Genomic DNA, 25,428 nt, shown 5'->3' with positions numbered 1-25,428 from the left:
CGACGCCGACGCGGTCACCGAGACCGATGCCGATGCCGGTCCCGAAGCGGGCCACGACTCCACCGCCGCCACGACCGAGAACCGTCACGTCACCCCGTAAAACCGCTCCGTCTCCTCGACCGCGGTCTGGAACCGCTCGTCGAAGTCATCCCGGACGAGCATCTGGACGACGTAGTCCTGGACGCTCATTCCCCGTTTCGCCGCACGGTCCCGGAGCCGTTCGAGAAGCTCCTTGTCCATCCGCAGACTGAGCACACTGGTCCCCATGGGTACGAGGGTTGCCGCCGTCGGCCGTACCACGCGTCATTTTTGGGCCCGAGCTCACTCATATGGGTGATGGCAGGGTTTGGTGGCCGGGGTCACGGGCAAGGGTCGACCTTCCGGGTGGTATTTAGCGAGAGTAATGAGTTACCCTAAACAACATGCCTGACCTGACCCATGGCGACGACGCTGCCGCCGTGAACTCTCTGCGATCCGCCGTGATGCGCCTGTCGCGCCGACTCAAGCACCAGCGGGTCGACGAGTCGCTGAGCCCGACCGAGATGTCGGTACTCGGCACCCTCGCCCGCTGCGGTTCCGCCACACCGGGCGAGCTCGCCCGCAAGGAACATGTGCAGCCGCCCTCGATGACCCGCATCGTCGCCCTGCTCGAAGCCAAGAGCCTGGTCAGGCTGGAGCCGCATCCCGAGGACCGGCGCCAGAAGGTCGTCACGCAGACCGAGCGCGCCGAGGCGATGCTCGAGGAGAGCCGCCGCAAGCGGAACGTGTGGCTGGCCGGACTGGTCGACGGCCTCGACGAGGACGAGTGGGCCAAGCTCCGCGAGGCGGCGCCCGTCCTGGAGAAGCTGGCGCATCTGTAGCCGTACATAGCCGTACGTCACATAGCTGTACGTCGTCCCTGTCGCCGTTTGCCAAAGGAGGCGAACCCTGTTGAGTACGGGACCCGGAGCACCCTCCGCCCCCGGACCGAACACCCCCGATTCCCCCACCGCCACCACCACGACGACGACCCAGCCGGCCAAGTCGTCGACCTTCAGCTCACTCCGCATCCGGAACTACCGGCTCTTCGCCGGCGGAGCCATCGTCTCCAACACCGGTACCTGGATGTCCCGCATCACCCAGGACTGGCTGGTGCTGAGCCTGACCGGCTCCTCGGCCGCGGTCGGCATCACGACCGCGCTGCAGTTCCTGCCGATGCTGCTCTTCGGCCTGTACGGCGGAGTCATCGCCGACCGCTACCCCAAGCGCCGCATGCTGTTCTTCACCCAGGGCGCGCTCGGCCTGTGCGGTCTCGCGCTCGCCGCGCTCACGCTCAGCGGCCAGGTGCAGGTCTGGCACGTGTATCTGATCGCGTTCCTGCTCGGCATGGTCACCGTCGTCGACAACCCGACCCGGCAGACCTTCGTCTCCGAGATGGTCGGCCCCGACCAGGTACGCAACGCCGTCAGCCTCAACTCGGCCAACTTCCACTCCGCCCGCCTCATCGGCCCCGCCGTCGCGGGCGTCCTGATCTCGACGGTCGGCAGCGGCTGGGCCTTCCTGATCAACGGACTCGCCTTCCTCGCCCCCATCACCGGCCTGCTCCTGATGCGTACGGGCGAGCTGCACAAGGTGGAACGGGTGCCGCGCGGCAAGGGCCAGTTGCGCGAGGGTCTGCACTATGTGGCCTCCCGGCCCGAACTGATCTGGCCGATCGTGCTCATCGGTTTCGTCGGCACCTTCGGCTTCAACTTCCCCATCTGGCTCACCGCGTTCGCCGACGAGGTCTACCACGCGGGCGCCGGCACGTACGGCTTCCTCAACACCCTCATGGCGGTCGGCTCGGTCGCCGGAGCCCTGCTCACCGCCCGCCGCGGCTCGGTACGGCTGCGGCTCCTGGTGGGCGCGGCCGTGCTGTTCGGCGCACTGGAGATCGCGGCGGCGTTCTCCCCGTCGTACTGGCTCTTCGCCCTGCTCATGATCCCCACCGGCATGGCGGCCCTGACGGTCAACACCACCGCCAACGCCAGCGTCCAGATGGCCACCGACCCCGCCATGCGCGGCCGCGTCATGAGCCTGTTCATGATGGTCTTCGTAGGCGGTACGCCCCTGGGGGCGCCCATAGTCGGCTGGATCACCGACACCTTCGGCGCCCGAATCGGCTTCGCGTTCGGCGGCCTGATCTCACTGCTGGCGGCGGCAACGGTGGGCCTGATCCTCGCCCGCGTCGGCGGCCTGCGCCTGTCGGTGGGCTGGCACCACGGTCATCCGCGGGTCCGCTTCGTGCCACGGGAGGGGGCGCGGGAGCGGGAGTTGGCGACGGTGGTGTAGGGCGGGTCTGTACTCAGTCGCGGGGGAACTCGTCGGTCTTGAGGACGAGGCCGACCACGGTCCCCGTCAGGTCGATCTCGTAGCCGAAGTCGAGGCTCTGGTGCCCCCGGTACTCGCCGTCCTTCGGCAGCGTGTGCAGGTGCCACTTGCCGGTGTACGGGTCCACGATCAAGTACACCGGCACCTCGGCTGCGGCGTACGTGGCCAGCTTCGGCTCGTAGTCGTTGGTGGCGGTGTCCTTGGAGATGACTTCGGCGATGAACTCGACGTCCTGATAGCGCCAGCGGCCCTTGCTGTCCTTCACCGATCGCTCGGCCAGTGCCGCTACGTCACAGGCGTAGCCGTTCAGGTGTCCGGGAAAGTCGATCCGCACGTCCGACGTCAGCCGCTTGCGGGGGTACCGGGCGCGCAGCTGCTCCAGGATGTCGAAGATGATCTCAAAATGGGTCTGCCGCTGCGGTGACATGAAGACGTTCCCCCCGACGATCTCAACCTTGTATCCCTCGGGGACGGGCATCTTCTCCAGCCACTCGAACATCGCGTCGAGCGTGAGTTCGCCGCTGTCTTCAGCCATCGCGATCCTGTCTTCAAGGACGGTCATCGTGGCGCTCCTCCCCGGCTGCGACTCGTTCGAGTCCAGCCGCGCAGTACAACGATACGCACGGTGACCGGGTCACGCTCCGGCGCGAAGGCGCACAGCCGGGGAGACTGGATCCATGAGACTCTTCGCCGCTGTGGTGCCGCCGGAGGATGTGATCGCTGAACTCGCGCCGGTTGTCGATGAGTTGGGGAAGCTGCCGGGTGCCGGTGGCCTGCGCTGGACGGGGCGGCCCGGCTGGCACTTCACGCTCGCGTTCTACGGAGAGGTCGACGACGAGGTCGTGCCGGAGCTGTCGGCGCGGCTGGAGCGGGCGGCGCGGCGGACGGAACCGTTCGGGCTGGAGCTGCGGGGCGGGGGTCACTTCGGGCGCCGGGCGCTGTGGATCGGCGCGAGTGGCGACGTGCGTACGATGCGGCTGCTGGCCGAGCGTTCGGAGGCGGCGGCGCGTAAGGCGGGCGTACCGATGGAGGAGCACCGCCACTACCGTCCGCATCTCACCGTCGCCCGGAGCCGGGGCCCGGCGGACTTCGCGCCGTACACCGCCCTGCTGGACGGCTTCACCGGGCGCCCGTGGACCGTGTCCGAGCTGTGCCTGGTCCGCAGCAATCTCCCCAGGTCGGGCGTACCCGGCGAACGCCCCCGCTACGAGACCCTCGCCCGCTGGGCCCTCGGCTCGGGCACCTGAGACCCTCCGGTTACGCTCGACCACGTGGACCCGAAGACACGTAACCGGATCATGGCCGGCGTACTGGTGCTGATGTTCGTGGTGGTGGCACTGGCGTCGGCGCTGGGTAGCGGGCAGTAGCGGCCTGGGCAAAGGGGGCCTTGGCGAACTGATGTGGCCAAGGCCCCTTTGCGGACCGCTGCGGACCGGCAGCGCCCCTTTAGGGGCGCGGGGCTGTATCAATTTGCGGCTCCGCCGCGTGGGCGCGACCAGCCACAACGGACCCGCAGGTGGCCGACCGGACGCACGGCTGGCGGTGCCGCGCGATCGTAGCCTCGGCGGCAACCGCGCGGTCGAGCCGCTGAGGCGGGACTCAGCGAGCCGGCGAGGCCGCGAAGTCGTGCCGGTGGTAGCCGTCGCCGTCGTCGTTCCAGTCCAGGTACAGCGTGCTGTCCGCGTAGCCCTTGGCGGAGCCCATGCGGTAGCTGATCGTGCCGGTGCCGTAGCTGTTGTTGTAGTTGCCGTTGCTGTCGCTGTCCTCCAGCTTGGCCTGGATGCCGTGGCCGTTCTTGGCCTTCTTCACCGGGTCCGAACCGGACTGCTGCTTCTTGATCACGAGGCGGAGGTAGGCCCCGTCGAAGATGTCGGCGTCGACGCCGCCGGCCGGACCGTCCCAGCTGACGGAGGCCTTGGCGTAGACCGTCGAGCCGGAGCGGGCGGCGCAGGTCTTGACCTTGACGTCCCACTGGTCGGCCCACGGGCCGTCGTAGTTGGCCTGGTCGATGCTCTTGGTGCTGGTCTTGCACTTCCAGGACAGCGCCGAGGCCGCCGGGGCCGCCGTCACGGCGGCGCCGGTGAGGGCGGTGGTCAGGGCCAGGGCGGTGAGTGCCGAGCCCCGGCGGGCGGCGCGGCGGTTGTGGGGGGATGCGATGCGCTTGGGCACGTAAGTCCTCAGTCTGTTGTTGTCGGAGCGCTCCGGAGCGCCGCGACCGGCGAAGACGGGGGTGGATCACGCGCTTCCAGGAGCGGCGATCATGGTACGGGGTCGGTTGATCTTCGGCCACGGCGGGCCTGCACAGGTCTGCCGAGTGACGATCACGCGTGCACAATCGGCCAAGTCCGCCGAGGAGTTGATGCACAGTCGGTGGCCGCCGGGCCGCAGAGATGCACAGTCGGGCGGGACGCCCTTGCCTTGAGCGGACTCCAAGGCGTTGGCTGTTGCCTCATGAAGTACACGCAGCTCGGACGTACCGGACTCAAGGTCAGCCGACTCGTCCTCGGCACCATGAACTTCGGCCCGCAGACCGACGAACCCGACAGCCACGCCATCATGGACGCCGCACTCGACGCGGGCCTGAACTTCTTCGACACGGCCAATGTCTACGGGTGGGGCGAGAACAAGGGCCGTACGGAAACGATCATCGGAAACTGGTTCGCCAAGGGCGGTGACCGCCGCGACAAGGTGGTCCTGGCCACCAAGGTCTACGGCAACATGGCCGCGGACGGCGCCAGCCCCTGGCCCAACCACGACAAGCTCTCCGCGCTCAACATCCGGCGCGCGGTGGACGCTTCGCTCAAGCGGCTGCAGACCGACTACATCGACCTCTACCAGTTCCATCACATCGACCGCCGCACTCCCTTCGAGGAGATCTGGCAGGCGATCGACACCCTCATCCAGCAGGGGAAGATCTTGTACGTCGGGTCCTCCAACTTCCCCGGCTACAAGATCGCCCAGGCCAACGAGATCGCCGCCCGCCGCCACGGCACGATCGGCCTCGTCAGCGAGCAGTGCCTCTACAACCTCGCCGAGCGGCGGGCCGAGATGGAGGTCATCCCCGCCGCGCAGGAGTACGGGCTGGGGGTCATCCCCTGGTCTCCGCTGCACGGCGGTCTGCTCGGCGGCGTCATCAAGAAGGAGGTCGAGGGAGGCCGACGGGCGAGCGGCCGGGCCGCCGACGCCCTCGCCAACACCGCGATGCGGGCGCAGATCCAGGCGTACGAGGATCTGCTCGACAAGCACGGTGTGGAGCCGGGGGAGGCGGGGCTGGCCTGGTTGCTCACGCGGCCGGGGGTGACGGGGCCGATCGTCGGGCCGCGTACCGCCGAACAGCTCGAGTCCGCGCTGCGGGCCGTCGAGTTGGAGCTCGGCGAGGAACTGCTGGCCGGGCTGGATGAGATCTTCCCGGGGCCGGGGCCTTCTCCGGAGGCGTTCGCTTGGTGACGGGGTAGGTCGGGGGCCAGGGGTGGCCGCCGCTACCTCGGCCGGTGGCCGGTGCGCGGTGGTCACTTCTCCCCAGCCCCGCCCCTTCCCGAAACTGAGGGCTGCGCCCCCAGGCCCCGCTGCCTCCGGCGGGTGGGGCGCCTACCGCGGGCGGGTGGGTTCGTGGCTGGGTGGGGCGCCTACCGGGGTGGGGCGTCGGGAATCGTGTGCGGCTGCGGGCTCGTTGTGGCTTGTCGCTCCCCCACTCTCGGCTCCTCCCCCACTCTCGGCTCCTCCCCCACTCTCGGCTCCTCCCCCACTCTCGGCTCCTCCCCCCACTCTCGGCTTCGCTCGAGCGGGGGGACCCCCATGAGCGGGGGGACCCCCATGAGCGGGGGACCCCCATCGCGGCGGAGCCGCAAATTGATACAGCCCCGCGCCCCTATCGGGGCGCCCCTGTGGCGGGCGCACCCTGACGGGGCGGCCCCCAGCGCACGCTGCACCGGTTGGGCGGGTCTTCGCGCGGGACGCCGATCTTGACACTAACTGATGGTTAGTGCTTTCCTTTGGCCCGTGTGAGCTTGAACTTTCAATACTTAGAGGCCCTGAAGGTCATGCTTACCGCCTTCCTCCCCACAGGACCGGAGATCAGCACCCCATGACCACCACCGCACCCGCCCGCCGTACCCTCGCCACCGCGCTCATGGCCGCCGCAGCTCTCACCGCCGTGGCCGTCGTGCCCGCCGCCGCGGCTCCTGCTTCGGTCGCCGCCGTGCACCAGGTCGGCTACGGCGACTCCGCCCGCCTCGGCTACCAGAAGTCCGTCGCCGTCAAGGTGCTCAAGGGCGTGTTCGAGCGAGGCGATACGTCGGTCGTCGACCGTTACGTCCGGCCCGACTACATCCAGCACAACCCGCTCGCTCCCGACGGCTCCGAGGCCCTCAAGAACCTCGGCACCGCCCTCAGCCAGCAGTTCCCGGACGCCGAGTACGGCATCAAGCGGGTCATCTCCGAGGGCGACCTCGTGCTCGTGCACTCCAACGTCGTCCTGACGCCGGGTACGCGCGGCAGCGCCGTCTTCGACATCTTCCGCTTCCAGGGCGGGAAGATCGCCGAGCACTGGGACACGGCGCAGGAGGTGCCGGCGACCACGGTGAACGGCAACGACATGTTCTCCACGGAGAGTTGGCCCCGTACGAACAAGCCGGGCCCGCGCTGGCTCACCGCGTACAACAAGAAGCTGGTCACGGCGTACGTCGACCAGCTCCTGGTCAAGAAGGACCTGTCCGCCGTCGACAAGTACGTGGGTCCTGAATACCACCAGCACAACCCGAACATCGCCGACGGCGTGGATGGCGTGAAGGCGGGCCTGGGCGCGTACTTCGACGCGTTCCCCCAGCTGAAGGTGTCCCCGAAGCGGGTCGTCGCCGAGGGTGACCTTGTGGCGGTCCACAGCCACTACGTGAACACACCGGGGGAGCGGGGCCAGGCGATCATCGACCTGTTCCGCGTGCGACACGGAAAGATCGTCGAGCACTGGGACGTGATCCAGGACGTACCGGAGAACTCCGCCAACGACAACACGATGTTCTGATCCCGAGCACGAACCGACCTCCTCAAGGACGGAGGTCGTAGGACTCGCCCAAGTCCCAGGCCTGGTACATCGCTTCGGCGAAAGCCGCCGCGATTTTGTGCTCGCCCGATGCGTTCGGGTGCGTGCCGTCGTGGGTGTCGCGGCTGAGGTCGTACGACTCCGGGGGCGAGGCCAGCAGCAGTGGGGACGATGGTTCGTCCAGGTCCGCGACCGTCTTCGCCAGCAGCTCGTTGAAGCGGGCTACCTCGGTGGCGAAGGCGGTGTCCGTGTCGGCCCTCACGTTCGGGATCACGGGGAGGAAGACCATCGCCACGCGGGGGTTGGCCGAGCGGGCCTCGGACACAAAGAGCCGTACGTTCGCCGCCGTGTGGTCCGCGTCCGTATAGAAGCCCAGGTCGATCAGGCCCAGCGAGATCAGCAGGACGTCCGCGCGCTCAGTGCGTATCGCATCCGCGATCAGTGGCGTCATGTGGAGCCAGCCCTCGCCCCAGCCCGCCAGGTGGGAACGGGGGAAGTCGGGGTCGGCGTACTCGTACGAGTCGGCCTTGTCCGTCGCCTTGTCGAAGAGCGTCTCGCGGGGGCCGACGATGCGGAACGGGCCGCCGTACGTCGCGCGCAGGTGCTGCCACATCCGGTAACGCCATGTGTGTTCGCCCGCGCTGCCGATGGTCTGGGAGTCGCCTACGGGCATGAACCTGAGCATCCGCTCATCATCCCTGACCACGGCGCGAGATCCCTCCCAGATCCCTGATCACGGCGCGATCAGGACTGTGAAGCTGAACACCGTGCGGGAACGCAGTGCGGGGATGGCACGCTTGGGGGCATGCGCCGTTCGCTGTCGTTACTCGCCTCAGCCCTGCTCGTCCTCGCGCTCGGCGCGCCCGCCGCCGTCGCCGCCGACGGCGACGACGGTTCGGAGGGGTTCACGATCAAGGACCCGGGGATCACCGAGTCCAGCGGCCTCGCCGCCTCCCGCCAGCACAAGGGCGTCTACTGGACCCACAACGACCAGGACAAGGGCGCCTACCTCTACGCCGTCGACAGCAAAACCGGCGACACCGTCGCGACGATCACCATGACCGGCGTCGGCATCCCGCGCGACATCGAGGCCATCTCCATCGGCCCGGACAACGAGATCTACGTCGGCGACATCGGCGACAACGACGGCGTGGAGTGGTCCTTCGTGTGGGTCTACCGGCTGCCCGAGCCCAAGCAGCTCAAGGACCAGACGGTCCAGGCCACGCAGTACGTGGTGAAGTACTCCGACGGACCCCGCGACGCCGAGTCGCTCGTCGTGCACCCCAAGACCGGGCGCGTCTACATCATCGACAAGCAGGAGGACGGCGGGCACCTGTACGACGGCCCGGCCCAGCTCTCCTCCTCCGGCACGAACGTCTTCAAGCCCATCGCCCCCATCGACCTGTGGACCACCGACGCCGCCTTCTCTCCCGACGGCCAACAGCTCGCCGTACGCGGCTACTTCGGCGGCATCGCGTACGAGTGGAACAACGGGAAGCCGAAGCGCCAGGGCCGGCTGAGCGTGCCGCTCCAGGGGCAGGGCGAGTCTGTGACGTATACCCCGGACGGCTCCACGCTGCTGTACGGGACCGAGGGGGAGCAGAGTTCGGTCGAGGCAGGCAGCGTCCCCGGCGCGGAGGACGGCAAATCCCCCTCGGGGGACGGGAGTTCGTCCGCAGACGGGGACGGCGACGGTGACGGTGACGGGTCGAACGACAACCTTAGGAGGGCCGCCCTCGCCCTCGGCGCCGGGGTCGTCGTCCTCTACGGGCTCAAGAGGCTGTTCAGGCGCAGGTCTTGAGAGGCCTTGACGAAGCCCGGTGCCGTACGCGCTCCTTAAGGAGGCCGCAGGCCTCTTAGGGGCGCGGGGCTGTGACATTGGCGGCTCCGCCGCGATGGGGGTCCCCCCGCTCATGGGGGTCCCCCCGCTCGAGCGAAGCCGAGAGTGGGGGAGGAGCCGAGAGTGGGGGAGCGACCAGCCACGACGCACTCGCAGCCGTAAAACTCCGCAACCCACCGAGCTCTCCGACCTGCCCAACCGGCGGAGCCACCCGTCACTGTTCGCCGCGCGAAGCCCCGCCACCACGCCGCGCGACCAGCGCCTCCAGCCCATCCAGAATCCGCTGAAGACCGAACTCGAAGTGATCGAAGTCGGTCCCGAAAGCGTCTTCGCTGAGTGAGGCGAGGACGGGGTACCGGTCGCTGGTCATGGCCTTCTCCAGGACGGGGGCCTGCGCCTCCCAGAACTCCGCATCCGTAAGGCCCGACTTCCGCTCAGCCTCCTTCTGGTACAGCTGCGTACGGGCAGCCCCGATGACGTACCCGTCGATCATGATGATCGCCGAGATCAGCTCGGGGTCGGTCAGCCCCATGGGCTTGATACGGGCGAGCACCATCTCCATGCCGGCGAGAGCGCCCGGCCCGAGCACCGGACGCGTCTGGTTCACCTGCAGCAACCAGGGATGGCGCCGATAGAGGGCAAGGGTCTCGCGCCCCAGAGCCTCCAGAGCGGCGCGCCAGCCCTCGCCGAGCGCGCCCTCGTCCCCGGTCGGCCGCTGTACGCGGTCCAGCATCAGATCGAGCAGCTCGCCCTTGCCGGGGACGTACCGGTACAGGGACATCGTCCCGGTGCCGAGTTCCTTGGAGAGTCGGCGCATCGAGACGGCCTCCAGGCCCTCCGTGTCCGCGATCTGGATGGCCGCTTCCACGATCCGGTCGAGCGTCAGAGCCGGCTTGGGGCCGCGACTGGGGCGCTTACCCGTGTTCCACAACAGTTTGAGGGTGACGGAGATGTCTCCGCTGCCACTGGTCTCCGGACCCGACGTGCTCGTCATGTGCCTCAGGATAATCCCTGGACCGAAAACTGGGTACGGTGTACTCTCAAATGAGTACGGCGTACTCAGTTTATGGCTGAAGCGGGATCTCAGGACTCACGGGAGGGGTGCACATGACCGGTTACGCGGTCCGGGCCGAGGGGCTCGAGAAGAGGTACGGGGAGAAGCGCGCACTGGACGGCTTCGACCTGGCGGTGCGGGAGGGAACCGTTCACGGCCTGCTCGGTCCGAACGGCGCGGGCAAGACCACCGCCGTCCGCATCCTGTCGACGCTCATCAAGCTCAACGGCGGCCAGGCTCTGGTGGCCGGCCTGGACGTGGCACGGCAGCCGCGGGAGGTACGGGCCCGGATCGGCCTCACCGGCCAGTACGCGGCGGTGGACGAGGTGCTGACGGGACGGCAGAACCTGGAGATGTTCGGCCGGCTCTTCCACCTGGGCGGACGCAGGGCGCGCCTGCGGGCCGGTGAACTGCTGGAACAGTTCGACCTGGTGGACGCGGCCGACAAGGGAGTCGGCAAGTACAGCGGAGGCATGCGGCGGCGCCTGGACCTCGCCGCATCGATGATCCTCACCCCGGCCGTGCTGTTCCTCGACGAACCGACCACCGGGCTCGACCCCCGCGGCCGAGGCGAAGTCTGGGAATCCGTACGGGCATTGGTGGCAGGCGGCACGACCGTACTGCTGACCACCCAGTACTTGGACGAGGCCGACAAGCTCGCCTCGCACATCACCGTGATCGACCAGGGACGCGCCATCGCCGACGACACCCCGGACGGGCTGAAGAACACGGTCGGCGGCGACCGCCTCGAGGTCGTCCTCGCCGACCGCGCCGACATCCCGCGCACCGTGAAGGTCCTCGCCAAGGTCTCCGATGCCGAACCGGAGACGGACGAGACCGAGTTGAAGGTGCACGCACCGGTGACCGACCGGGTCTCGGCGCTCACCGAGGTCGCACGGACCCTCCAGGACGAGGGGGTCCAGGTGGAGGACATGGGGCTGCGCAGGCCGAGCCTCGACGACGTCTTCATGCGCCTGACGGGACACCGCACGGACGTTTCCGAGAACCCGCAGGACCCCCAGGACCCTCAGAACCCCCAGGACTCCAAGGAAGGGGCGGCGGCATGAGCGCACTCGACCTGACGACCGGACAGAGCAGCAGCCACGGCCGCGCCTACTGGGCCCTCGCCGACTGCTGGAACATCGTGCGCCGCGGCCTCACCCACTACCAGCGCCAACCGGTCAACATCGCCTGGATGCTGGGCTTCCCGATCCTCTCCGTCCTCCTCTACGGGTACGTCTTCGGCAGCGCGATGAAGGTGCCCGGCGGCGGGGACTACAAGGACTTCCTGATGCCCGGCATGTTCGTGATGACGATGGCCTTCGGCTTCATCAACACCGCGACGCTCGTCGTGTACGACTCCACGAACGGCGTCATCGACCGCTTCCGCTCCATGCCCATGGCGCCGTCGGCGGTCGTCGCCGGACGCGGTGCCACCGATCTGATCATGGCCTGCGCGGAATTGACGATCCTGATGCTCACCGCGGTCGCCATGGGCTGGCGGCCGAACGGCGGTTTGGACTTCCTGCTCGCCTTCGGCCTGCTGCTGTGGCTACGCCTCTCACTGATCTGGCTCGGCGTGTGGCTCGGCCTCCTGGTCCCCAACCCGGAGGCGGCGGGCGGTCTGTTCGCGGTCGCCTTCCCGCTGACCATGATCTCCAGCATCTTCGTCGCACCCCAACTGATGCCGGACTGGCTGGGCTTCGTCGCGGCCTGGAACCCGATCTCGTCGACGGCCGCTGCCACGCGCGAGCTGTTCGGCACCCCGGTCGGCAGCGGCGACTCGTGGGTCGAGCAGCACGCGCTGCTGATGTCGGGCGTGTGGCCGGTGATCCTGACGGCGATCTTCCTGCCGCTGGCGGTACGGCGCTTCCAGGAGCTCAGCAGGTGATTTCGGCGGTACGGAGATGGGGGCGCCCGGCACGGGAAAGTGCCGGGCGCTTCACGTGCGAGCGCCAGTACGTGGCGAGCCGCCCCGATCTGGATCTCCGGAACCTCCGCCGCAGCTCGGTTGATCCACCAGACTTGCTCCTGATTCCCAACGGAGAAGGGACGGCAAGCATGGCGAACAGTGCACTTCTGGTGATGGACGTCCAACGGGACATCGTGGCCATCGCCGACGACGGCTCCGGATATCTGCCGCGTTTGCGCAGGGCGATCGACGGTGCTCGGGCTGCCGGCATCCCAGTGATCTACGTGGTGTTCGCGTTACGGCCGGGTGATCCAGAAGTCAGCCCTCGCAACAAGGTGATCACCAACGCCGTGCGGGCCGGCCTGTTCCGCGAGGGGGCCCCTGGCACCGAGATCCATGACGACGTCGCGCCCCAGGAGGGCGAGGTCGTGGTTACCAAGAGGCGGGGGAGCGCGTTCTCGGGCAGCGACCTCGACTTGGTACTCAGGGCTCGCGATATCGACAGCCTCGTTCTGACCGGCATCGCCACCAGCGCTGTAGTGCTGTCCACCCTGTGGCACGCCATCGACCTGGACTTCGGCCTCACCGTCCTGGCGGATGCCTGCCTCGACACCGACCCCGAGGTGCACACGATGCTCACCGAAAAGCTGTTCCCGCAGTGGGCAGATGTCCTTGCCGTCGAGGACTGGCTCAAAGCCATCGCACATGGCTCAGTAGGAGCGGCGAGAGTGAGCGACGGATCGCGGTAGCCGTACGACGCCCGAAGGAGCGGCCCGGTGACGGTCGATGAGTCGTGGGAGAAGATCGAGCGGTGGCTGGTGCGGTATGCGCCTGAAGACAAGCTGCCGGGGCCGGCCAGTCCGGACGACATCGCGAGACTTTCCGATCAGATCGGCGTCCGGCTTCCTCCGGATGTCGAGCAGTCGCTGCTGCGGCACAACGGATCGGGGTTCGTCACGATCGTTCCGCCTGGCGTTGTCCTGTATGGCGTAGACGAGATCGCGCGCGAGATGGCGCGCGAGATGGCGCGCTCCCAGGGCCGCTTCACCAAGGGTGAAGAGAGCGTGTACGTGCCCATCGGCAACATTGGCTCGTGGGAGGAGATCGTCGACACCAGGACGGGGCGGATCGGGGGCTACGACCCCGAGCAGGGGTGTTTCTGGGAGGACGATCCGCTCTGGGAGTCATTCTCAACTGTGCTGGCGTTCGTAGCAGATGTCCTGGACTCCCCGCCGCCGTGGATCGCGATGCTGCCGGGTGAGGAAGAGTGGGAGGCGACGTATCAGGATGCTGTCTTCCCGGGCACCCTCTCGTGGACCGAGGAACTCGACGGACCCGTTGAGTGGGACATGGACAGTCTTGCCCGCCAGTTCGGGCCCCTCGGCGGCAACCACGGCAACGGCAACGGCTCCTGACGCGCGGCCCCGCATCACTCGAGCCCGCACGACAAGGGCGCCCGGTGGTGGTCACCGGGCGCCCTTCAGGGTCGTACATGCGTGGGTCGTACGTGCGTGATCAGAGACGCTCGATGACGTAGTCGATGCACTTCGTCAGGGCCTCGATGTCCGCCGGGTCGATCGCCGGGAACATCGCGACGCGGAGCTGGTTGCGGCCGAGCTTGCGGTACGGCTCGGTGTCGACGATGCCGTTGGCGCGGAGGGTCTTGGCTACGGCGGCGGCGTCGATCTCGTCCGAGAAGTCGATCGTGCCGATGACCTGGGAGCGCTTGGCGGGGTCGGTGACGAAGGGGTTCGCGTACTTGAGGTCCTCGGCCCAGCCGTAGAGGGTGCGGGCGGAGGAGGCGGTGCGGCGGACCGACCAGTCGAGGCCGCCCTGGCCGTTCAGCCACTCCAGCTGGTCGTTGAGGAGGAAGAGGGTGGCGAGGGCGGGGGTGTTGTACGTCTGGTTCTTGCGGGAGTTGTCGATCGCCGTCGGGAGCGAGAAGAACTCCGGGACGTGGCGGCCGCTCGCGTGGATGCGCTCGGCGCGCTCGATGGCGGCCGGGGAGAAGATGCCGATCCACAGGCCGCCGTCGGCGGCGAAGGACTTCTGCGGGGCGAAGTAGTAGACGTCCGTCTCGGCGATGTCGACGGGGAGGCCGCCGGCGCCGCTCGTCGCGTCCACGAGGACGAGGGAGCCCTCGTCCGCGCCCGCGACTCGCTTGAGGGGGGCCGCGACGCCGGTCGAGGTCTCGTTGTGAGTGAACGCGTACACGTCCACGCCCGCCTCGGCCTGCGGGTCCGGGTGCGTGCCCGGGTCGCTCGCGATGACCGTCGGCTCGGCCAGCCAGGGAGCGAGCTTCGCGGCCTTCGCGAACTTGGAGGAGAACTCGCCGAAGCTCAGGTGCTGCGACTTGGTCTCGATCAGTCCGTGGGTCGCGATGTCCCAGAACGCGGTGGAGCCGCCGTTGCCGAGGATGACCTCGTACCCCTCGGGGAGGGAGAAGAGGTCGCGTACGCCTTCGCGGACCTTGCCGACGAGGTTCTTGACCGGGGCCTGGCGGTGGGAGGTGCCCATGAGGGACGTACCGGTGGCGGCCAGCGCGTCCAGCGCCTCCGTCCGCACCTTGGAGGGGCCCGAGCCGAATCGTCCGTCGGCGGGCTTGATGTCAGCGGGAATCTGGATCTCAGCCACGCTGGGAGCCTATCCGCTCCCGGAAACCTGGGCGAAACGTCGTCCGTCGGATGAGACGGCGGTGGGTGGCGCAGGGTGAGTTCGCCCCCGCCGCCCCTACCCGTCCCATCCCGGGGCCAGCCCCCTGTGCCCCGCTGGGCGGCGCCCCGGAACCCCGCGGGGTGCGCACAGGGCTCCGTTCCCAGGGGCAGCCCCTGGAAACGGAGCCCACAGCCGGGCTTCGGCGACAGGCCCAGAGGGGCTCGTACAGGCCCAGACAGGCCCGTACAGACCAGACCGGCTCAGTAACGCGTGGGGAACAGCTGAAGCCTGGCCTTGCTGCCGGAGACCGACTTCACCCAGATCTTGAGGTTGTTGAACTGGACGACGCCGCCGGGGCTGGTGCTGCCGGTGAGTGCCCCGCCGGCGGCCGACATCCGTACGGACCGGGAGCTGATGGACGTGATCTTCAGCTTCCCGAACCCGAACTTGCTGCTGTTGACCTTGATGGTCTTGGGCGCCGACACGGTGCCCTGGCAACGCCCGTCGTAGCAGGGCCCGTTGGCAGCCGACGCGGACGGCGTCATCAGGCCGAAGCCCAGTGCGCCCGCCGTGGTCAGCGTCAGGGCAGTCTTCGCGGCTCGCCGGCTCATGCGCGTACTCATCAGTGGACCTCCTGCTTTCAAGTGGGGGAATCCGTACGGCATTTGTAGACCGCCGGCCCGGGGACCCCTCCCGAGGAGGCGACCGACAGACCGACGCGGGCAACACCGCTCGACGCGCACTCGACGCCTCACGCCGACGGCGCCGTATGTATGAGATCGGCTGGACAGGGCATGCGATCGCCCCGTCGACAGCGGCTCCCACGCGGTGAGTCGGCCGCCCATCAACGAGCCGCATCACCGGTGCGGAAGATCCGGTCCAGGCGGTGGTCCAGGACGGCGATGGCAGACTCCGGGCTGCGCTGGCCGACGAGGATGCTGGTGCCGAGTCCCGCAGACATGGCAAGCAGGCCGGCTGCCTCCAACTGTGCGTCCACACCGGGCTCAAGCAGAGCTGCCTCTTGTGCCTGCCGGAGGAGCTGGGTTACCGCCTCTTCTGCGGCATCCGGGTTCTTGATGAAGGGTTGGGCGGCGAGTGCCTGGTCGGTCACGGCCAGAACGGCGTAGGAGGTGTAGACAAAGTGGAAGGTGCGGCTGTCCTCGTCGGTCGGCAGCGCCGCCATCAGCAGCGCCTCGATCATTTCCCGCGGACCGGGACTGCCCCCGGCGGCCTGCACACGGGCGGAGGCCCGTTCCCCGAACCTCTCTGTCAGGTGCTCCAGTCCGAAAAGCAGCAGCTTCTCCTTGGTCTGGAAGTAGTACTGCACCAGCCGCAGTGATACGCCCGCCTCTGCTGCCACATCGCGCATCCCCACGGCATGCAGCCCGCGTCGCCCGGCGACGCGGACCAGTGCCTCGGCGATCTCGGTGCGCCGTTCTGCGTGGTCCACGCGCTTGGGCATTGGCCGTTTCTCCGCTCGTCGTTCCACTGTTGTGGCCCCAGTGGGACCTTGATGATACAGCCGTACCAACGTTGTGGTACGTTCGTATCACGAAAATGAGATCCGGAGGTGACCGTGTCCGAGACTGCTGTCCGTGCCCGAGCCGACATAGGCCGCTACGTGAGCGATGCCTGGCGCGACCGCTACTTCGCGGCCTGCGACGCGGTCTATGCACTGGGCGCACCCGCGCTCGCGGAAGAGGACGTGGAGACCTCCTTCGGCACCACGCACGTCTACCGCTACGGCCCCGCGAACGAGGCCGCTCGATCCCGCACCCCCGTCGTCCTGGTACACGGAGCGGGCTCCTGCTCCGCCATGTGGTACCCGAACACCCCCGCCCTCAGCGCCGACCGCCCGGTCTACGCGATCGACACCCCGGGTGATCCCGGCCGCAGCGTGCAGCGCGAATCGATCCACCAGCCCGAGCGCGCCGCACAGTGGCTGGACGAGACCCTCGCCGGACTCGGCCTTGACCGCGTGCACCTCGTCGGCACCTCCTACGGCGGATGGCTCGCCCTGAACCAGGCGCACCGCAGGCCCGGTCGCCTCGCCTCGGTCACGCTGCTCGACCCCGGCGGCCTTGAGAAAGTGGGGCTGCGCTTCTTCGTCTGGATCTTCGCCGGCCTCTTCGCGACCTTCGCGCCCAAGGCACTGCGCCCGCGGCTGGCGGCCTGGCTGGAACAGCCGGTCCTCGTCATGCCGGAACTGCGCACGATGATCAGAACGGCCGTTCGCGCCTACCGCATACGCCGCCCTGCCCCGCTTCCCCTGTCCGAGGAGGAGCTGTCCACCATCCGCACTCCGCTCTATCTGGTACTCGGCAAGCGAAGCCTCCTCGTGCACCCGCAGCGGCAGGCGGAGCGCGTGCCGCGCCTGGTCCCCGGCGCCCGAGCCGAGATCATCTCCAACACGGGCCACGGGCCGCAGATCGACCACGCGGAGGAGATCAACCACAGGATGCTGAACTTCATGGCATCCGTCGACTGACAACCGCCCACGCCGACGGCGCCAGGACAGCGCCGAGGGATGGCCGGGCCAGAGCCTGGGCCGGTAGCGCCCGGACTGCACAGAATCAAGACGATCAAACGGCAGATGTACGGCCGAGCCTCCTTCACCCTGCTCAGAGCCCGAACCCTCCTGCAGCCGTAGCCATAACGGAAGAGCGGTCACAGCCAACTAGCACGCTCGCGGACACCGCCGATATCCGCTTGCACGCCCTCGCCGCGCGGGCCAACGTCGCCTGACACCCCGACGAAGGCAGAGACAGACGATGACCACGCAGACCCACCCCGTAGACCACGAACTCATAGAAGCCGCAGCGCACATCGCTCGCACACGCTGCCGGGGCGACAACCACACCATGGCGGCCGCGGCCCGTGCCCGGGGCGGCCGGATCGTCACCGCCGTGAACGCCTACCACTTCACCGGAGGCCCCTGCGCCGAGCTGGTCCTCATCGGCACGGCGGCGGCCCAGGGCGCCTACGACCTGGACACGATCGTCGCCGTGGGCGACCGCGACCGAGGGGTCGTTCCTCCGTGCGGCCGGTGCCGTCAGGTCCTGCTCGATTACTTCCCCGACCTCAAGGTCATCGTCGGCGCGGGCGACCGCCTCCGAACCGTCCTCATCACCGACTTGCTGCCCGAAAGCTACGTCTGGGCAGACCACCAGCTCGACGCCGAGAACGCCGAGAACACCGAGCCACTCAGCACGGGCTGACACCACCAGCGGCGCTACGGGTCAGGCATTGATGGCCGACCGGATGGGCAGGTCGGCGAGTTCTTCGGCCCTGCGTGCCAGGAGGTAGGCGGGGTGTCCGTGGCGTTCGGTGGCGTGGACGAGTTCGAAGCCCTGAACGTCGCGGTAGTAGCGGACCAGGCCCGGGTGCCCGCAGCCGCGCCGTACCCACTCTTTGCCGTTGAGTGCCGCGTGTCCGAGTGCCCACGAGGCGATCAGGGCGCCGGGGCGTTCGGCCCGACGGGCCGGGTCGGTGAAGGTGGTTGCGAGGAAGAGCGCGGGTTCGGCACGTTCGGCGTCGGTCCAGCCCCAGTGCGGGGTCTCCTCGTACAGGCTGGTGCAGCCGATCAGGCGTCCCTCGACATCGGTCATGGCCCAGACCGGAGTGTCGTCGTCGGCGGCTTGGGCGGCGATCTGGTCGGCACGGTCCGGCAGTTCCTCGCCGCCCTCCAGGCCGCGCCGGACCATCCAGGCGGCACGGTCGCGGATCAGCGCGGCGTAGGCGGGAACGTCGGCTGCTGTGGCCGGTCGCATGACATACACGGTGTCTCTCCGGGGCGAGTCACGAGCGGGCGTTGCGGGCTGCGAGGTCGGCGGCGATGACGTCGGGAAGCCCTCAGCCCCCCAATCGCACCGGCAGCTCGAACAAATCGTTCTGCGTCACGACCGGCTTGTTGCGGAGCTTCCTCGCCGGGACCGCCAACTCCAGCTCAGGGAAGCGTTCGTACAGTGCGGGCAGTGCGACCGCTGCCTCCAGGCGGGACAGGGCCGCGCCGGGGCAGACGTGAGGGCCGTGGCCGAAGGAGATGTGGCGGTTCTCCGGGACGCGCGTGATGTCGAAGTCGCCGGCCGTCGGGCCGTGGGCCTTCTCGTCGCGGCCGATCGCGGCGTACGAGACGATCAGGGCGCCGCCCGCCGGGAGGACTTTGTCGCCGACCCGGACGTCCTCCGTCGCGAACCGGATCAGGACGTGAGACGTGGGCGTCGACCAGCGCAGGGTCTCCTCGATCACCGACGACCAGTCGGCCGCCCCGGCCAGCACCAGCTCGCGCTGCTCGGGATGCGTGGACAGGTTCACGACGGCGTTGACGATGAGGGAGATCGTCGTCTCGTGACCGGCCGCCACCATCAACTGGAGCGTCGAAACGATCTCCTCGTCGGTGAGATGGTCACCGTCCTCGGAGGCGAGGATCAGTGCGCTCGTGAGGTCGTCGCCGGGAGCGGAGCGTTTCGTCGCGACCGTCTCCGCCATGATTCCCGCCAGCTCGGTCAGCGTGGCGATGACTTCCTCGGGCGGCGTCTGGGTCGAGAAGAATTTCTCGAACAGCTCCTTCAGACGGGGGAGTTGGGCCTCGTCGATGCCCATGAGGTCCGCGATGACGTACATGGGCAGCGGATACGCGAACGCCGCCTTCAGGTCGACGACTTCGGGGGCGCCCGCACCCTGGGGCAGCGCGTCGAGGAGATCGGCCGTCAGCTTGGTGATCCGCTCCCGCATCTGCTCCACCCGCCGCTGCGTCAGCGCCTGCGCGACGAGCGTACGCATCCGGCGATGCTCCGCACCGTCCACAGTGAGCATCGAACGGCCAGGGTTCGCCAGCCCGATCAGCGGCCAGTCCGGCGGGATCTCGCCGCGCCGCCAGGCGCCCCAGACGTTGATGTCCTTCACCAGCCGGGGATCGATCAGCAGCTGCCTGGCCTCGGCGTGCTGCGTGACCGCCCACACCGGCACCCCACCCGGCAACTCCACGGCGGCGAGCGGCCCCGCGGCACGCAACCGGGCACTCTCGCCGTCGAGGTCGGCGACGAAGGGATCGAGGGCGATACGGGCCGGGGCGGCCGGGCTCGTCTCGGTGGTCATGGGCAGGGGCCTCCAAGGTCGGGTCGTACGGCGCTTGCGTGGCGGTCGGACGTAGTACACGTACGGCGCTTCTGTGACGGTCGGTCGTCATACGGCATACGGCGCTTGCGTGGCCATCAGGGGTACGGCGCGCTCGCCGCTGGACTGCGGTGGTCAGAGCGCGCCGCCGCCCAATGCCGGACTCGGCGTGAACCTCACCGGCAGCTCCATCAGCCCCCGCAGCCACGGCGACGGACGGCGCGTCAGCGAGTCGGCCGGTACGGCAAGGTCCAGGTCCGGCAGCCGGTCGAGGATCACCTCGATGCCCGTACGCGCGATGACCTCCGCGACTTCCCGGGCCGGGAACGGGCAGCGGTGCTCGCCGTGGCCGAAGGAGAAGTGGGCGCTGTTGCCGCCGGTGAGGACGGAGCCGTCGAGCCGTACCTGCGGATCGCTGTTGGCGGCCTGGAGGCCGAGCAGCAGCAGATCGCCCGCGCGGATACGGCGGCCGCCGAGCTGGGTGTCGCGGGAGGCCCAGCGACCGGCCACGTTCTGCGTGGGCGTGTCCTCCCACAGCACCTCGTTCATGGCCTCGGCGACACTATGCCGGCCGCCGAACAGCGAGGCCGCGAAACGCTCGTCCGTCAGCATCAGCCGCAACGAGTTGCCGATCCAGTCCGCCGTCGGCTGATGACCCGCGGCCATCATCACCATCAGGTCCTGGGTGATCTCCTCGTACGTGAAGCCGGAGGCTTCTTTTGCATGTCCCGTGGCGAGCATGCGGCTCACCACGTCGTCCGCGGGCCGCGCCGCCCGGTCCGCGACCAGTCGCGCCATGGACGTGGCGAGATGCCGCTGCCCCGCGAGGGCGTTCTCGCGCCCGTTGATCATGTCGTTGAGGGCGGTGACCAGAGCCGGCCCCTGCTCCTCGGCGAACCCGTACAGCGTCGCCAGTACGCGCACGGGCAGCAGCATCGCGTAGTCCGCGACGATGTCCGTCTCGCCCTTGGCGCAGATCGCGTCGATCAGCTCGTCGGCGAACTTCTCGGCGTGGCCCCGGAGTTCGAAGGCGTCGACGGCTTCGAGCGCGTCGCTGATCATCGCGGCGCGCTCGCGGTGCCGCTCGCCGACCGTGTAGAGGATCGACGGCTGCCCACGCCCGATCATCGGCAGCAGCGGCCAGTCATCGGGGATGCGCGGCCACTGGCTCCACAGGCCGGAGTCCCGGCTGAACAGCACGGGATCGCCGGTGACCTGATGCAGCTCGCGATAACCGAGGACGAGCCACGCCGGTACGTCCCCGTCGAGGACCACCGGCGCCACGGCACCGTGCTCGCGCCGCAACTCCCGGTACAGCGCGGCGGGTTCGGCCTGGAACCGCTCCCCGCCGAGGGCAACGGGTCGCGTCGTAGCCGTAGCCGTTGCCGTTTCAGTCGTCTCAGAGATTTCGGAGGCCAACGAGCACCTGCTCCAGTACGTCGGGATCGGGGGCGTCGCCCGTATCGCCCCGGCGCGGATGACGGGCCCGGACGCGGCCCGCGGCGAGGAGGTCGGAGAGCAGGATCCGGGTGATGCTCACCGGCAGCCGCAGCAGGGCGGCGAGCTCCACGACCGCCGTCGGCCGCTCGCACAGCCGCAGGATCGCCGCGTGCTCGGACTGCATACCCGGCACCGGATCGCACTCGGCGACGATCAGCGTGACCAGGTCGAAGGGGGTGTCGGGCGCGGACCGGCTGCGTCCACCGGTGAGCGTGTAGAGCCGGTCGGGCGCGTCGTCCCTGCCCGGGCGGCTCATGACGTACGCGGCAGCGCGTTCAGGTGTCCGCCGAGCTGTTCCACGAACTCGCTCATGTTGTGCCCGACGGCCCCGGCGTCCGCCTCCTCGTCGGTGACCACGGCGAGGTGTACGCCCGCGCCCGCCTCGACGATGAACAGGACCCCGCCGTAGAACTCGGCCATCGCCGACCGGATGCCCCCGCTGCCGTCCCCGAACTCCACGGACGCCCCATGGGTCAGCGACTGGATCCCGGCGGCGATCGCGGCGAGTTGATCGGCCTGGTCCGAGGTGAGCCCTCCCGTACGGCACAGCTTCAGCCCGTCACGGGAGAGCACGAGCGCGTGCCGGGCACCCGAAGTGCGTTCCAGCAGGCCCTCGATGAGCCAACTGAGCTTCTCGTCGCCGTTCACGGTCGCGGTGGTGCCGGTCATGGGGTGGGGTCGCCTTCCGGGTGGGGGGTCGCGCGGGCGGGGGGTTGCGGGGTGGCGGTCGGCTCGGTGTCGGGCGCGGTGTCCCGTACGACGCGATCGGCGCCGTCGGCTCGTACGGCCTCGCTCGCCGTCGCGCCCCGTACCGCCTGACGGAAGCTGCCGAAGCGGGCGGCGCGGATGCGGGCGTTTTCGGCGGGGGTGGGGCGGGGCGAGGAGGCTGCGGGGCGGGTGCGTTCGGTTTGGGCAGCGGCTGCGGCTTGGGCCTCGGCTTCGGCGAGGGTGCGACCCCGGCGGCGCTTGGGGAGCCCGCTGACGGTGTCGGGCTCGCTGTCGCTGATGCTCCCGGTCCCGGTCCCGGTCCCGGTCGTGCTCGCGCTCTCGCCGGTGCGGTCCGGGGATTCGTGGGTCGGGACGGGTTCCGGGTCCAGGTCGGGGAGGGCGCGGGCGGTGGCGTACGACTCCGGGGTGTGGGTCGGGATCGGGACCGGTAGCCGTGGTGTGGTCTGCCGCGAGCCGGGTGCGGATTCCGGCGCGGCCGGTCCGGTGAGGCCGTACGCCCCTGCGGTGCGCGCCTGGGACTGAGTTTGGCCCTCGGGCTTGGTCTGCGGCCAGGCGGGTGCGGGTTCCGGGGCAACCGGTCCGGTGAGGCCGTACGCCCCTGAGGTCCGGGCCTGGATCTCGACGCCGGGCTTGGCCCGCGGCGGGGTGGGTGCGGATTCCGACGCGGAGGGTCCGGTGAGACCGTACGCCCCTGAGGCTTGGGCCTGCACCTCGACGCCGGGCTTGGCCCGCGGCGCGGTGGGTGTGGATTCCGGTGCGGCGGGTCCGGTGGGGCCGTACGCCCCTGGGGTCCGGGCCTCGACCTCGACGCCCGGCTCGGTCCGCAGCGCGTCGGGCGCGGATTCCGACGCGGCCGGTCCGGTGAGGCCGTACGCCCCTGAGGCCCGGATCTGGACCTCGACGCCAGACCTGGCCCGCGGCAGCGCGGCAGGCGCCGGCTCCGTAGCCCCCGGCCCCGCGAGGATGTCCTGGGGGATCAGGACGAGGACGCCCGTGCCGCCGCGGGCGGAGGGGCGGAAGGAGACCTTCAGCCCGTACTTGCGGGCGAGGCGGCCCACGACGGCGAGGCCGAGGCGGGTGCCGGTGAGGCCGCCGATCTCGGTGGTTTCTCCAGCGACGGCGCGTTCGGCGCGGCGTAGCTGTACGTCGCCCATGACCAGGCCGGCGTCCTCGACGGAGACGATGACGCCGGCCGGTACTTCCTCTACGTAGACGTGCACTTCGGAGGTGGGCGGCGAGAAGTTCGCGGCGTTGTCGAGGAGTTCGGCGAGTGCGTGCATGACGCCTTCGGCGGCGTGCCCGGCGACCGCGGCCTCGCTGGCCGAGTGGAGGCGGACGCGCTGGTAGCCGCCGATCCGGCCCATCGCGCCGCGCAGGATCGACTCCATGACGATGGGCCGCGCCCAGCGGCGTCCCGAACGCGCGCCCGCGAGAACGGCGACGGAGTCGGCGAGCCGGCCCGCCTGCGCGGTGCGGTGGTCGAGGTGGAGGAGGTCGGCGAGTACGTCCTCGTCGGAGTGCTTCTCCTCCATGGCCCGCAGATCGGCGAGCATGCTGGTGGCCTGGGCCTGCATCCGCCCGGCGGCGTTGGCGGCGGCGGAGATGGCGGCGCCGCCCTCGGTCCTGGTCCGGCGCAACTCCTCGGCCAGGCGGGCGTTCTCCGCACCGAGCCGGGCGCGTTCCTGCGCGAGTTCGGCACTCAGGCGCGTCTTCTCCTGAGCGAACTGATCAGCCTCGTGTACGCGTACCCGCTCGAACTCCTTGGTGAGCCGGGCCTGTTCGCGGGCAGATACTTCGGCGATCCGCGCCCGCTCCTGAAGCAGCCGCCCCGCATCGTCGGTGACCGCTTCGAGCCGACGCCGTAACAGGCGCGCCTTCTGCGTGGCATGGCTCGCAAAGGCGACGACGGCGCATAACAGCAGAGCAGCGGCTCCAGCACCGAACCCGAGAGGCACGCGGAACGACTCCGGGGCCGCGACAACCGCCCCGACAACGGCCAACGCGGTCGGCACAGCGGCGATCAACGGCGCGGGCGCTACGGCACGCAGGCTGGGACGCTCGCCCCTGGAGTGCGCGAGGGACGGCCGATCAGTACTGGGGCGCGCTGGAGGGATGGGCGCGGTCATGAATCGTGTCCTCGGTCGTGTCCTGGGCGGGAAGCGACACCTGGTGCTCAACTGGCCGTCACTATATGGGAGTTCGTGATCGTAATGGGAAGGTTCGGGAGTGGCCTTCACAACTCGGGCACGAATGTCGTTGCCGCCGCGCTCAGTTCAAGTGGTTCAACCGTCGACCGCGACTTTCGGCGACGCGGAGCGCGTCGCGAAGGGCCTCGGTCAGCCGCTCGGCGAGGAAACGGAGGTCGCCTGGCGGGGTGCCCGGGAGCATGTCGTGGGCGTGGGCGAGGAGTTGTGTGCCCATATCGAGCTGGATGGACTCCGTGGCGTCGGCCAGGCGGGACACGGGTCCGCCGCAATCGTCGGTGAGCAGGTAGCAGGGCTTGCCCTCGGCCCCGGGCCAGGGCAGCAGGCGCCCCTCCCGTGGCGGCTGCGGTTGCGGCGATTCCGGTCTCATCAGGCGACCTCCGTCCCGTGGATCCAGTACGGGCCGGGCGCGTCCAACCCCAGGGTGGCCAGGGCCAGTTCGCGGCGCCGCGACCGTTGCTCGTGGGCGATCACGTACGGGCGTACGGGTCTTGTCGCGGTGGCGTCGAGCGGGGTGTCCAGCCCGTAGGGGCTGCGGTGGGCCGGGAGCCGCATCTCGAGCGGCTGCGGCGGGGCGGTGCTGGGCGCCAGGTGGGGTGGGCGTACGCGATGCGTGCCGCGAGGGGTAGGCAGGAGGCCCAGCCGGGCGGCGAGACGGCGGATCAGGTCGGTCATGGCCTCACCGTACTCCAAGCAATCTAGGCATGCTAGGTGTTCTACGTATTCCCTGTATCGCGTAGAAGCCTAAGCATGCGCATGCTGGAGCGGTGATCGAATTTGTTCCCGACATCCCCCGCTGGCGCCAAGTGGCCGAGGTGGTGCGCGGCCGGATCGCCGACGGCACCTATCCGCCGCGCACGCGTGTCCCGTCCGTTGTTCAGCTCACCTCGGAGTTCGGGATCGCCAACGCGACCGCGCACAAGGTTCTCAGTGCGCTGCGCGAGGAAGGGCTGACGTATACGGAGCCGGGCCTCGGCTCCTTCGTCGCCGAGCAGCCCGCGAAGCCCTCCGAAGAGGCCGGGGCGTAGGTGC

General features: G+C 69.3%; 29 protein-coding genes. 13 read left to right on the top strand and 16 right to left on the bottom strand.

Features of this window, described 5'->3' with window-relative positions; translation table 11 throughout:
- Positions 1-84: 84 nt before the first annotated feature.
- The gene (locus OHT21_RS19980; protein ID WP_328769711.1) at positions 85-267 is read right to left on the bottom strand and encodes a ribbon-helix-helix protein, CopG family; all 183 of its coding nucleotides are present in this window, start codon (positions 265-267) and stop codon (positions 85-87) included.
- 155 nt (positions 268-422) lie between these two features.
- Here OHT21_RS19980 and OHT21_RS19975 point away from each other — a divergent pair, with 155 nt between their 5' ends.
- Positions 423-860: a MarR family winged helix-turn-helix transcriptional regulator gene (locus OHT21_RS19975; protein WP_328769710.1), complete on the top strand. Its 438-nt coding sequence runs from the start codon at positions 423-425 to the stop codon at positions 858-860.
- Positions 861-930: 70 nt separating this feature from the next.
- On the top strand, positions 931-2,310 hold the full coding sequence (locus OHT21_RS19970; RefSeq protein ID WP_328769709.1) for an MFS transporter: 1,380 nt from the start codon (positions 931-933) through the stop codon (positions 2,308-2,310).
- Between the two features lie 13 nt (positions 2,311-2,323).
- On the opposite strand, the gene OHT21_RS19965 is transcribed toward OHT21_RS19970, so the two are convergent.
- Entirely contained in the window at positions 2,324-2,911 is a 588-nt protein-coding gene (locus OHT21_RS19965) for a Uma2 family endonuclease (RefSeq protein WP_328769708.1), read from the bottom strand.
- A gap of 115 nt (positions 2,912-3,026) precedes the next feature.
- Between OHT21_RS19965 and thpR the strand changes: the two genes are divergently transcribed.
- The gene (gene thpR / locus OHT21_RS19960) at positions 3,027-3,596 is read left to right on the top strand and encodes an RNA 2',3'-cyclic phosphodiesterase (protein WP_328769707.1); all 570 of its coding nucleotides are present in this window, start codon (positions 3,027-3,029) and stop codon (positions 3,594-3,596) included.
- Between the two features lie 352 nt (positions 3,597-3,948).
- On the opposite strand, the gene OHT21_RS19955 is transcribed toward thpR, so the two are convergent.
- Positions 3,949-4,518, bottom strand: a complete 570-nt coding sequence (locus tag OHT21_RS19955) for a hypothetical protein (protein ID WP_328769706.1) — start codon at positions 4,516-4,518, stop codon at positions 3,949-3,951.
- Positions 4,519-4,800: 282 nt separating this feature from the next.
- On the opposite strand from OHT21_RS19955, the gene OHT21_RS19950 reads away from it, so the two are divergent.
- Positions 4,801-5,796 carry an aldo/keto reductase gene (locus OHT21_RS19950; RefSeq protein WP_328769705.1) on the top strand — a complete coding sequence of 332 codons (996 nt, stop codon included), beginning with the start codon at positions 4,801-4,803 and terminating at the stop codon, positions 5,794-5,796.
- Between the two features lie 637 nt (positions 5,797-6,433).
- On the top strand, positions 6,434-7,369 hold the full coding sequence (locus OHT21_RS19945; RefSeq protein ID WP_328769704.1) for a nuclear transport factor 2 family protein: 936 nt from the start codon (positions 6,434-6,436) through the stop codon (positions 7,367-7,369).
- A 22-nt stretch (positions 7,370-7,391) separates the two neighbouring features.
- Here OHT21_RS19945 and OHT21_RS19940 read toward each other — a convergent pair whose 3' ends face one another.
- Entirely contained in the window at positions 7,392-8,072 is a 681-nt protein-coding gene (locus OHT21_RS19940; RefSeq protein WP_328774161.1) for an SGNH/GDSL hydrolase family protein, read from the bottom strand.
- Positions 8,073-8,192: 120 nt separating this feature from the next.
- Between OHT21_RS19940 and OHT21_RS19935 the strand changes: the two genes are divergently transcribed.
- The gene (locus OHT21_RS19935) at positions 8,193-9,188 is read left to right on the top strand and encodes a WD40 repeat domain-containing protein (RefSeq protein WP_328769703.1); all 996 of its coding nucleotides are present in this window, start codon (positions 8,193-8,195) and stop codon (positions 9,186-9,188) included.
- A 253-nt stretch (positions 9,189-9,441) separates the two neighbouring features.
- Here OHT21_RS19935 and OHT21_RS19930 read toward each other — a convergent pair whose 3' ends face one another.
- Positions 9,442-10,221: a TetR/AcrR family transcriptional regulator gene (locus OHT21_RS19930; RefSeq protein WP_328769702.1), complete on the bottom strand. Its 780-nt coding sequence runs from the start codon at positions 10,219-10,221 to the stop codon at positions 9,442-9,444.
- A gap of 113 nt (positions 10,222-10,334) precedes the next feature.
- On the opposite strand from OHT21_RS19930, the gene OHT21_RS19925 reads away from it, so the two are divergent.
- The 4 genes from OHT21_RS19925 (at position 10,335) to OHT21_RS19910 (ending at position 13,608) form a co-directional block, all read left to right on the top strand.
- Positions 10,335-11,348, top strand: coding sequence for an ATP-binding cassette domain-containing protein (locus tag OHT21_RS19925; protein ID WP_328769701.1), 1,014 nt, complete (start codon positions 10,335-10,337; stop codon positions 11,346-11,348).
- Positions 11,345-12,172 carry an ABC transporter permease gene (locus OHT21_RS19920; RefSeq protein WP_328769700.1) on the top strand — a complete coding sequence of 276 codons (828 nt, stop codon included), beginning with the start codon at positions 11,345-11,347 and terminating at the stop codon, positions 12,170-12,172. Before OHT21_RS19925 ends, OHT21_RS19920 begins: the two co-directional genes overlap by 4 nt.
- Before the next feature lie 170 nt (positions 12,173-12,342).
- Complete coding sequence (locus OHT21_RS19915; protein ID WP_328769699.1) at positions 12,343-12,942, top strand: cysteine hydrolase family protein; 600 nt, start codon at positions 12,343-12,345, stop codon at positions 12,940-12,942.
- Between the two features lie 27 nt (positions 12,943-12,969).
- A complete protein-coding gene (locus OHT21_RS19910) occupies positions 12,970-13,608 on the top strand; it encodes an SMI1/KNR4 family protein (RefSeq protein WP_328769698.1) in 639 nt (212 codons plus the stop codon).
- Positions 13,609-13,708: 100 nt separating this feature from the next.
- On the opposite strand, the gene serC is transcribed toward OHT21_RS19910, so the two are convergent.
- The 3 genes from serC to OHT21_RS19895 all read right to left on the bottom strand — a co-directional run bounded on the left by serC (position 13,709) and on the right by OHT21_RS19895 (position 16,310).
- A complete protein-coding gene (gene serC, locus OHT21_RS19905) occupies positions 13,709-14,827 on the bottom strand; it encodes a phosphoserine transaminase (protein WP_328769697.1) in 1,119 nt (372 codons plus the stop codon).
- A 281-nt stretch (positions 14,828-15,108) separates the two neighbouring features.
- Complete coding sequence (locus OHT21_RS19900) at positions 15,109-15,471, bottom strand: hypothetical protein (protein ID WP_328769696.1); 363 nt, start codon at positions 15,469-15,471, stop codon at positions 15,109-15,111.
- A gap of 221 nt (positions 15,472-15,692) precedes the next feature.
- Positions 15,693-16,310: a TetR/AcrR family transcriptional regulator gene (locus tag OHT21_RS19895; protein WP_328769695.1), complete on the bottom strand. Its 618-nt coding sequence runs from the start codon at positions 16,308-16,310 to the stop codon at positions 15,693-15,695.
- 114 nt (positions 16,311-16,424) lie between these two features.
- Between OHT21_RS19895 and OHT21_RS19890 the strand changes: the two genes are divergently transcribed.
- Positions 16,425-17,336, top strand: coding sequence for an alpha/beta fold hydrolase (locus OHT21_RS19890; RefSeq protein ID WP_443050400.1), 912 nt, complete (start codon positions 16,425-16,427; stop codon positions 17,334-17,336).
- A gap of 283 nt (positions 17,337-17,619) precedes the next feature.
- Positions 17,620-18,066: a cytidine deaminase gene (locus tag OHT21_RS19885; RefSeq protein WP_328769693.1), complete on the top strand. Its 447-nt coding sequence runs from the start codon at positions 17,620-17,622 to the stop codon at positions 18,064-18,066.
- A 21-nt stretch (positions 18,067-18,087) separates the two neighbouring features.
- On the opposite strand, the gene OHT21_RS19880 is transcribed toward OHT21_RS19885, so the two are convergent.
- The 8 genes from OHT21_RS19880 to OHT21_RS19845 all read right to left on the bottom strand — a co-directional run bounded on the left by OHT21_RS19880 (position 18,088) and on the right by OHT21_RS19845 (position 25,071).
- On the bottom strand, positions 18,088-18,618 hold the full coding sequence (locus tag OHT21_RS19880) for a GNAT family N-acetyltransferase (RefSeq protein ID WP_328769692.1): 531 nt from the start codon (positions 18,616-18,618) through the stop codon (positions 18,088-18,090).
- An 82-nt stretch (positions 18,619-18,700) separates the two neighbouring features.
- Positions 18,701-19,945 (bottom strand): cytochrome P450 family protein, encoded by a 1,245-nt coding sequence (locus OHT21_RS19875; protein ID WP_328769691.1) that lies wholly within the window; start codon positions 19,943-19,945, stop codon positions 18,701-18,703.
- Positions 19,946-20,098: 153 nt separating this feature from the next.
- Complete coding sequence (locus tag OHT21_RS19870) at positions 20,099-21,382, bottom strand: cytochrome P450 (protein WP_443050399.1); 1,284 nt, start codon at positions 21,380-21,382, stop codon at positions 20,099-20,101.
- Positions 21,363-21,719, bottom strand: a complete 357-nt coding sequence (locus OHT21_RS19865) for a DUF742 domain-containing protein (protein ID WP_328769689.1) — start codon at positions 21,717-21,719, stop codon at positions 21,363-21,365. Before OHT21_RS19865 ends, OHT21_RS19870 begins: the two co-directional genes overlap by 20 nt.
- Positions 21,716-22,132 (bottom strand): roadblock/LC7 domain-containing protein, encoded by a 417-nt coding sequence (locus OHT21_RS19860; protein ID WP_328769687.1) that lies wholly within the window; start codon positions 22,130-22,132, stop codon positions 21,716-21,718. Before OHT21_RS19860 ends, OHT21_RS19865 begins: the two co-directional genes overlap by 4 nt.
- Positions 22,129-24,318: a sensor histidine kinase gene (locus tag OHT21_RS19855; protein WP_328769686.1), complete on the bottom strand. Its 2,190-nt coding sequence runs from the start codon at positions 24,316-24,318 to the stop codon at positions 22,129-22,131. The genes OHT21_RS19860 and OHT21_RS19855 overlap by 4 nt, the downstream gene beginning before the upstream one ends.
- A gap of 142 nt (positions 24,319-24,460) precedes the next feature.
- On the bottom strand, positions 24,461-24,766 hold the full coding sequence (locus OHT21_RS19850) for a hypothetical protein (protein WP_328769685.1): 306 nt from the start codon (positions 24,764-24,766) through the stop codon (positions 24,461-24,463).
- On the bottom strand, positions 24,766-25,071 hold the full coding sequence (locus OHT21_RS19845; RefSeq protein ID WP_328769684.1) for a hypothetical protein: 306 nt from the start codon (positions 25,069-25,071) through the stop codon (positions 24,766-24,768). The genes OHT21_RS19850 and OHT21_RS19845 overlap by 1 nt, the downstream gene beginning before the upstream one ends.
- Before the next feature lie 92 nt (positions 25,072-25,163).
- On the opposite strand from OHT21_RS19845, the gene OHT21_RS19840 reads away from it, so the two are divergent.
- Complete coding sequence (locus OHT21_RS19840) at positions 25,164-25,424, top strand: GntR family transcriptional regulator (protein WP_328769683.1); 261 nt, start codon at positions 25,164-25,166, stop codon at positions 25,422-25,424.
- Positions 25,425-25,428 lie beyond the last annotated feature (4 nt).

Origin of the sequence: Streptomyces sp. NBC_00286 (assembly GCF_036173125.1) — a bacterium.
GTDB lineage: Bacteria > Actinomycetota > Actinomycetes > Streptomycetales > Streptomycetaceae > Streptomyces.
The sequence above is the reverse complement of the archived record's forward strand: the minus strand, read 5'-3'. Positions and strand labels throughout refer to the sequence as shown.

Excerpts from the sequence above, each read along its gene's own strand:
- OHT21_RS19885 (WP_328769693.1), top strand. The coding sequence starts at position 17,620 with ATGACCACGCAGACCCACCCCGTAGACCACGAACTCATAGAAGCCGCA.
- OHT21_RS19965 (WP_328769708.1), bottom strand. The coding sequence starts at position 2,911 with ATGACCGTCCTTGAAGACAGGATCGCGATGGCTGAAGACAGCGGCGAA.
- OHT21_RS19945 (WP_328769704.1), top strand. The coding sequence starts at position 6,434 with ATGACCACCACCGCACCCGCCCGCCGTACCCTCGCCACCGCGCTCATG.
- OHT21_RS19865 (WP_328769689.1), bottom strand. The coding sequence starts at position 21,719 with ATGAGCCGCCCGGGCAGGGACGACGCGCCCGACCGGCTCTACACGCTC.
- OHT21_RS19980 (WP_328769711.1), bottom strand. The coding sequence starts at position 267 with ATGGGGACCAGTGTGCTCAGTCTGCGGATGGACAAGGAGCTTCTCGAA.
- OHT21_RS19860 (WP_328769687.1), bottom strand. The coding sequence starts at position 22,132 with ATGACCGGCACCACCGCGACCGTGAACGGCGACGAGAAGCTCAGTTGG.
- OHT21_RS19920 (WP_328769700.1), top strand. The coding sequence starts at position 11,345 with ATGAGCGCACTCGACCTGACGACCGGACAGAGCAGCAGCCACGGCCGC.
- OHT21_RS19950 (WP_328769705.1), top strand. The coding sequence starts at position 4,801 with ATGAAGTACACGCAGCTCGGACGTACCGGACTCAAGGTCAGCCGACTC.
- OHT21_RS19940 (WP_328774161.1), bottom strand. The coding sequence starts at position 8,072 with ATGCTCAGGTTCATGCCCGTAGGCGACTCCCAGACCATCGGCAGCGCG.
- OHT21_RS19845 (WP_328769684.1), bottom strand. The coding sequence starts at position 25,071 with ATGACCGACCTGATCCGCCGTCTCGCCGCCCGGCTGGGCCTCCTGCCT.
- OHT21_RS19895 (WP_328769695.1), bottom strand. The coding sequence starts at position 16,310 with ATGCCCAAGCGCGTGGACCACGCAGAACGGCGCACCGAGATCGCCGAG.
- OHT21_RS19850 (WP_328769685.1), bottom strand. The coding sequence starts at position 24,766 with ATGAGACCGGAATCGCCGCAACCGCAGCCGCCACGGGAGGGGCGCCTG.
- OHT21_RS19925 (WP_328769701.1), top strand. The coding sequence starts at position 10,335 with ATGACCGGTTACGCGGTCCGGGCCGAGGGGCTCGAGAAGAGGTACGGG.
- OHT21_RS19930 (WP_328769702.1), bottom strand. The coding sequence starts at position 10,221 with ATGACGAGCACGTCGGGTCCGGAGACCAGTGGCAGCGGAGACATCTCC.
- OHT21_RS19900 (WP_328769696.1), bottom strand. The coding sequence starts at position 15,471 with ATGAGTACGCGCATGAGCCGGCGAGCCGCGAAGACTGCCCTGACGCTG.
- OHT21_RS19855 (WP_328769686.1), bottom strand. The coding sequence starts at position 24,318 with ATGACCGCGCCCATCCCTCCAGCGCGCCCCAGTACTGATCGGCCGTCC.
- OHT21_RS19880 (WP_328769692.1), bottom strand. The coding sequence starts at position 18,618 with ATGCGACCGGCCACAGCAGCCGACGTTCCCGCCTACGCCGCGCTGATC.
- OHT21_RS19915 (WP_328769699.1), top strand. The coding sequence starts at position 12,343 with ATGGCGAACAGTGCACTTCTGGTGATGGACGTCCAACGGGACATCGTG.
- OHT21_RS19935 (WP_328769703.1), top strand. The coding sequence starts at position 8,193 with ATGCGCCGTTCGCTGTCGTTACTCGCCTCAGCCCTGCTCGTCCTCGCG.
- OHT21_RS19875 (WP_328769691.1), bottom strand. The coding sequence starts at position 19,945 with ATGACCACCGAGACGAGCCCGGCCGCCCCGGCCCGTATCGCCCTCGAT.
- thpR (WP_328769707.1), top strand. The coding sequence starts at position 3,027 with ATGAGACTCTTCGCCGCTGTGGTGCCGCCGGAGGATGTGATCGCTGAA.
- OHT21_RS19975 (WP_328769710.1), top strand. The coding sequence starts at position 423 with ATGCCTGACCTGACCCATGGCGACGACGCTGCCGCCGTGAACTCTCTG.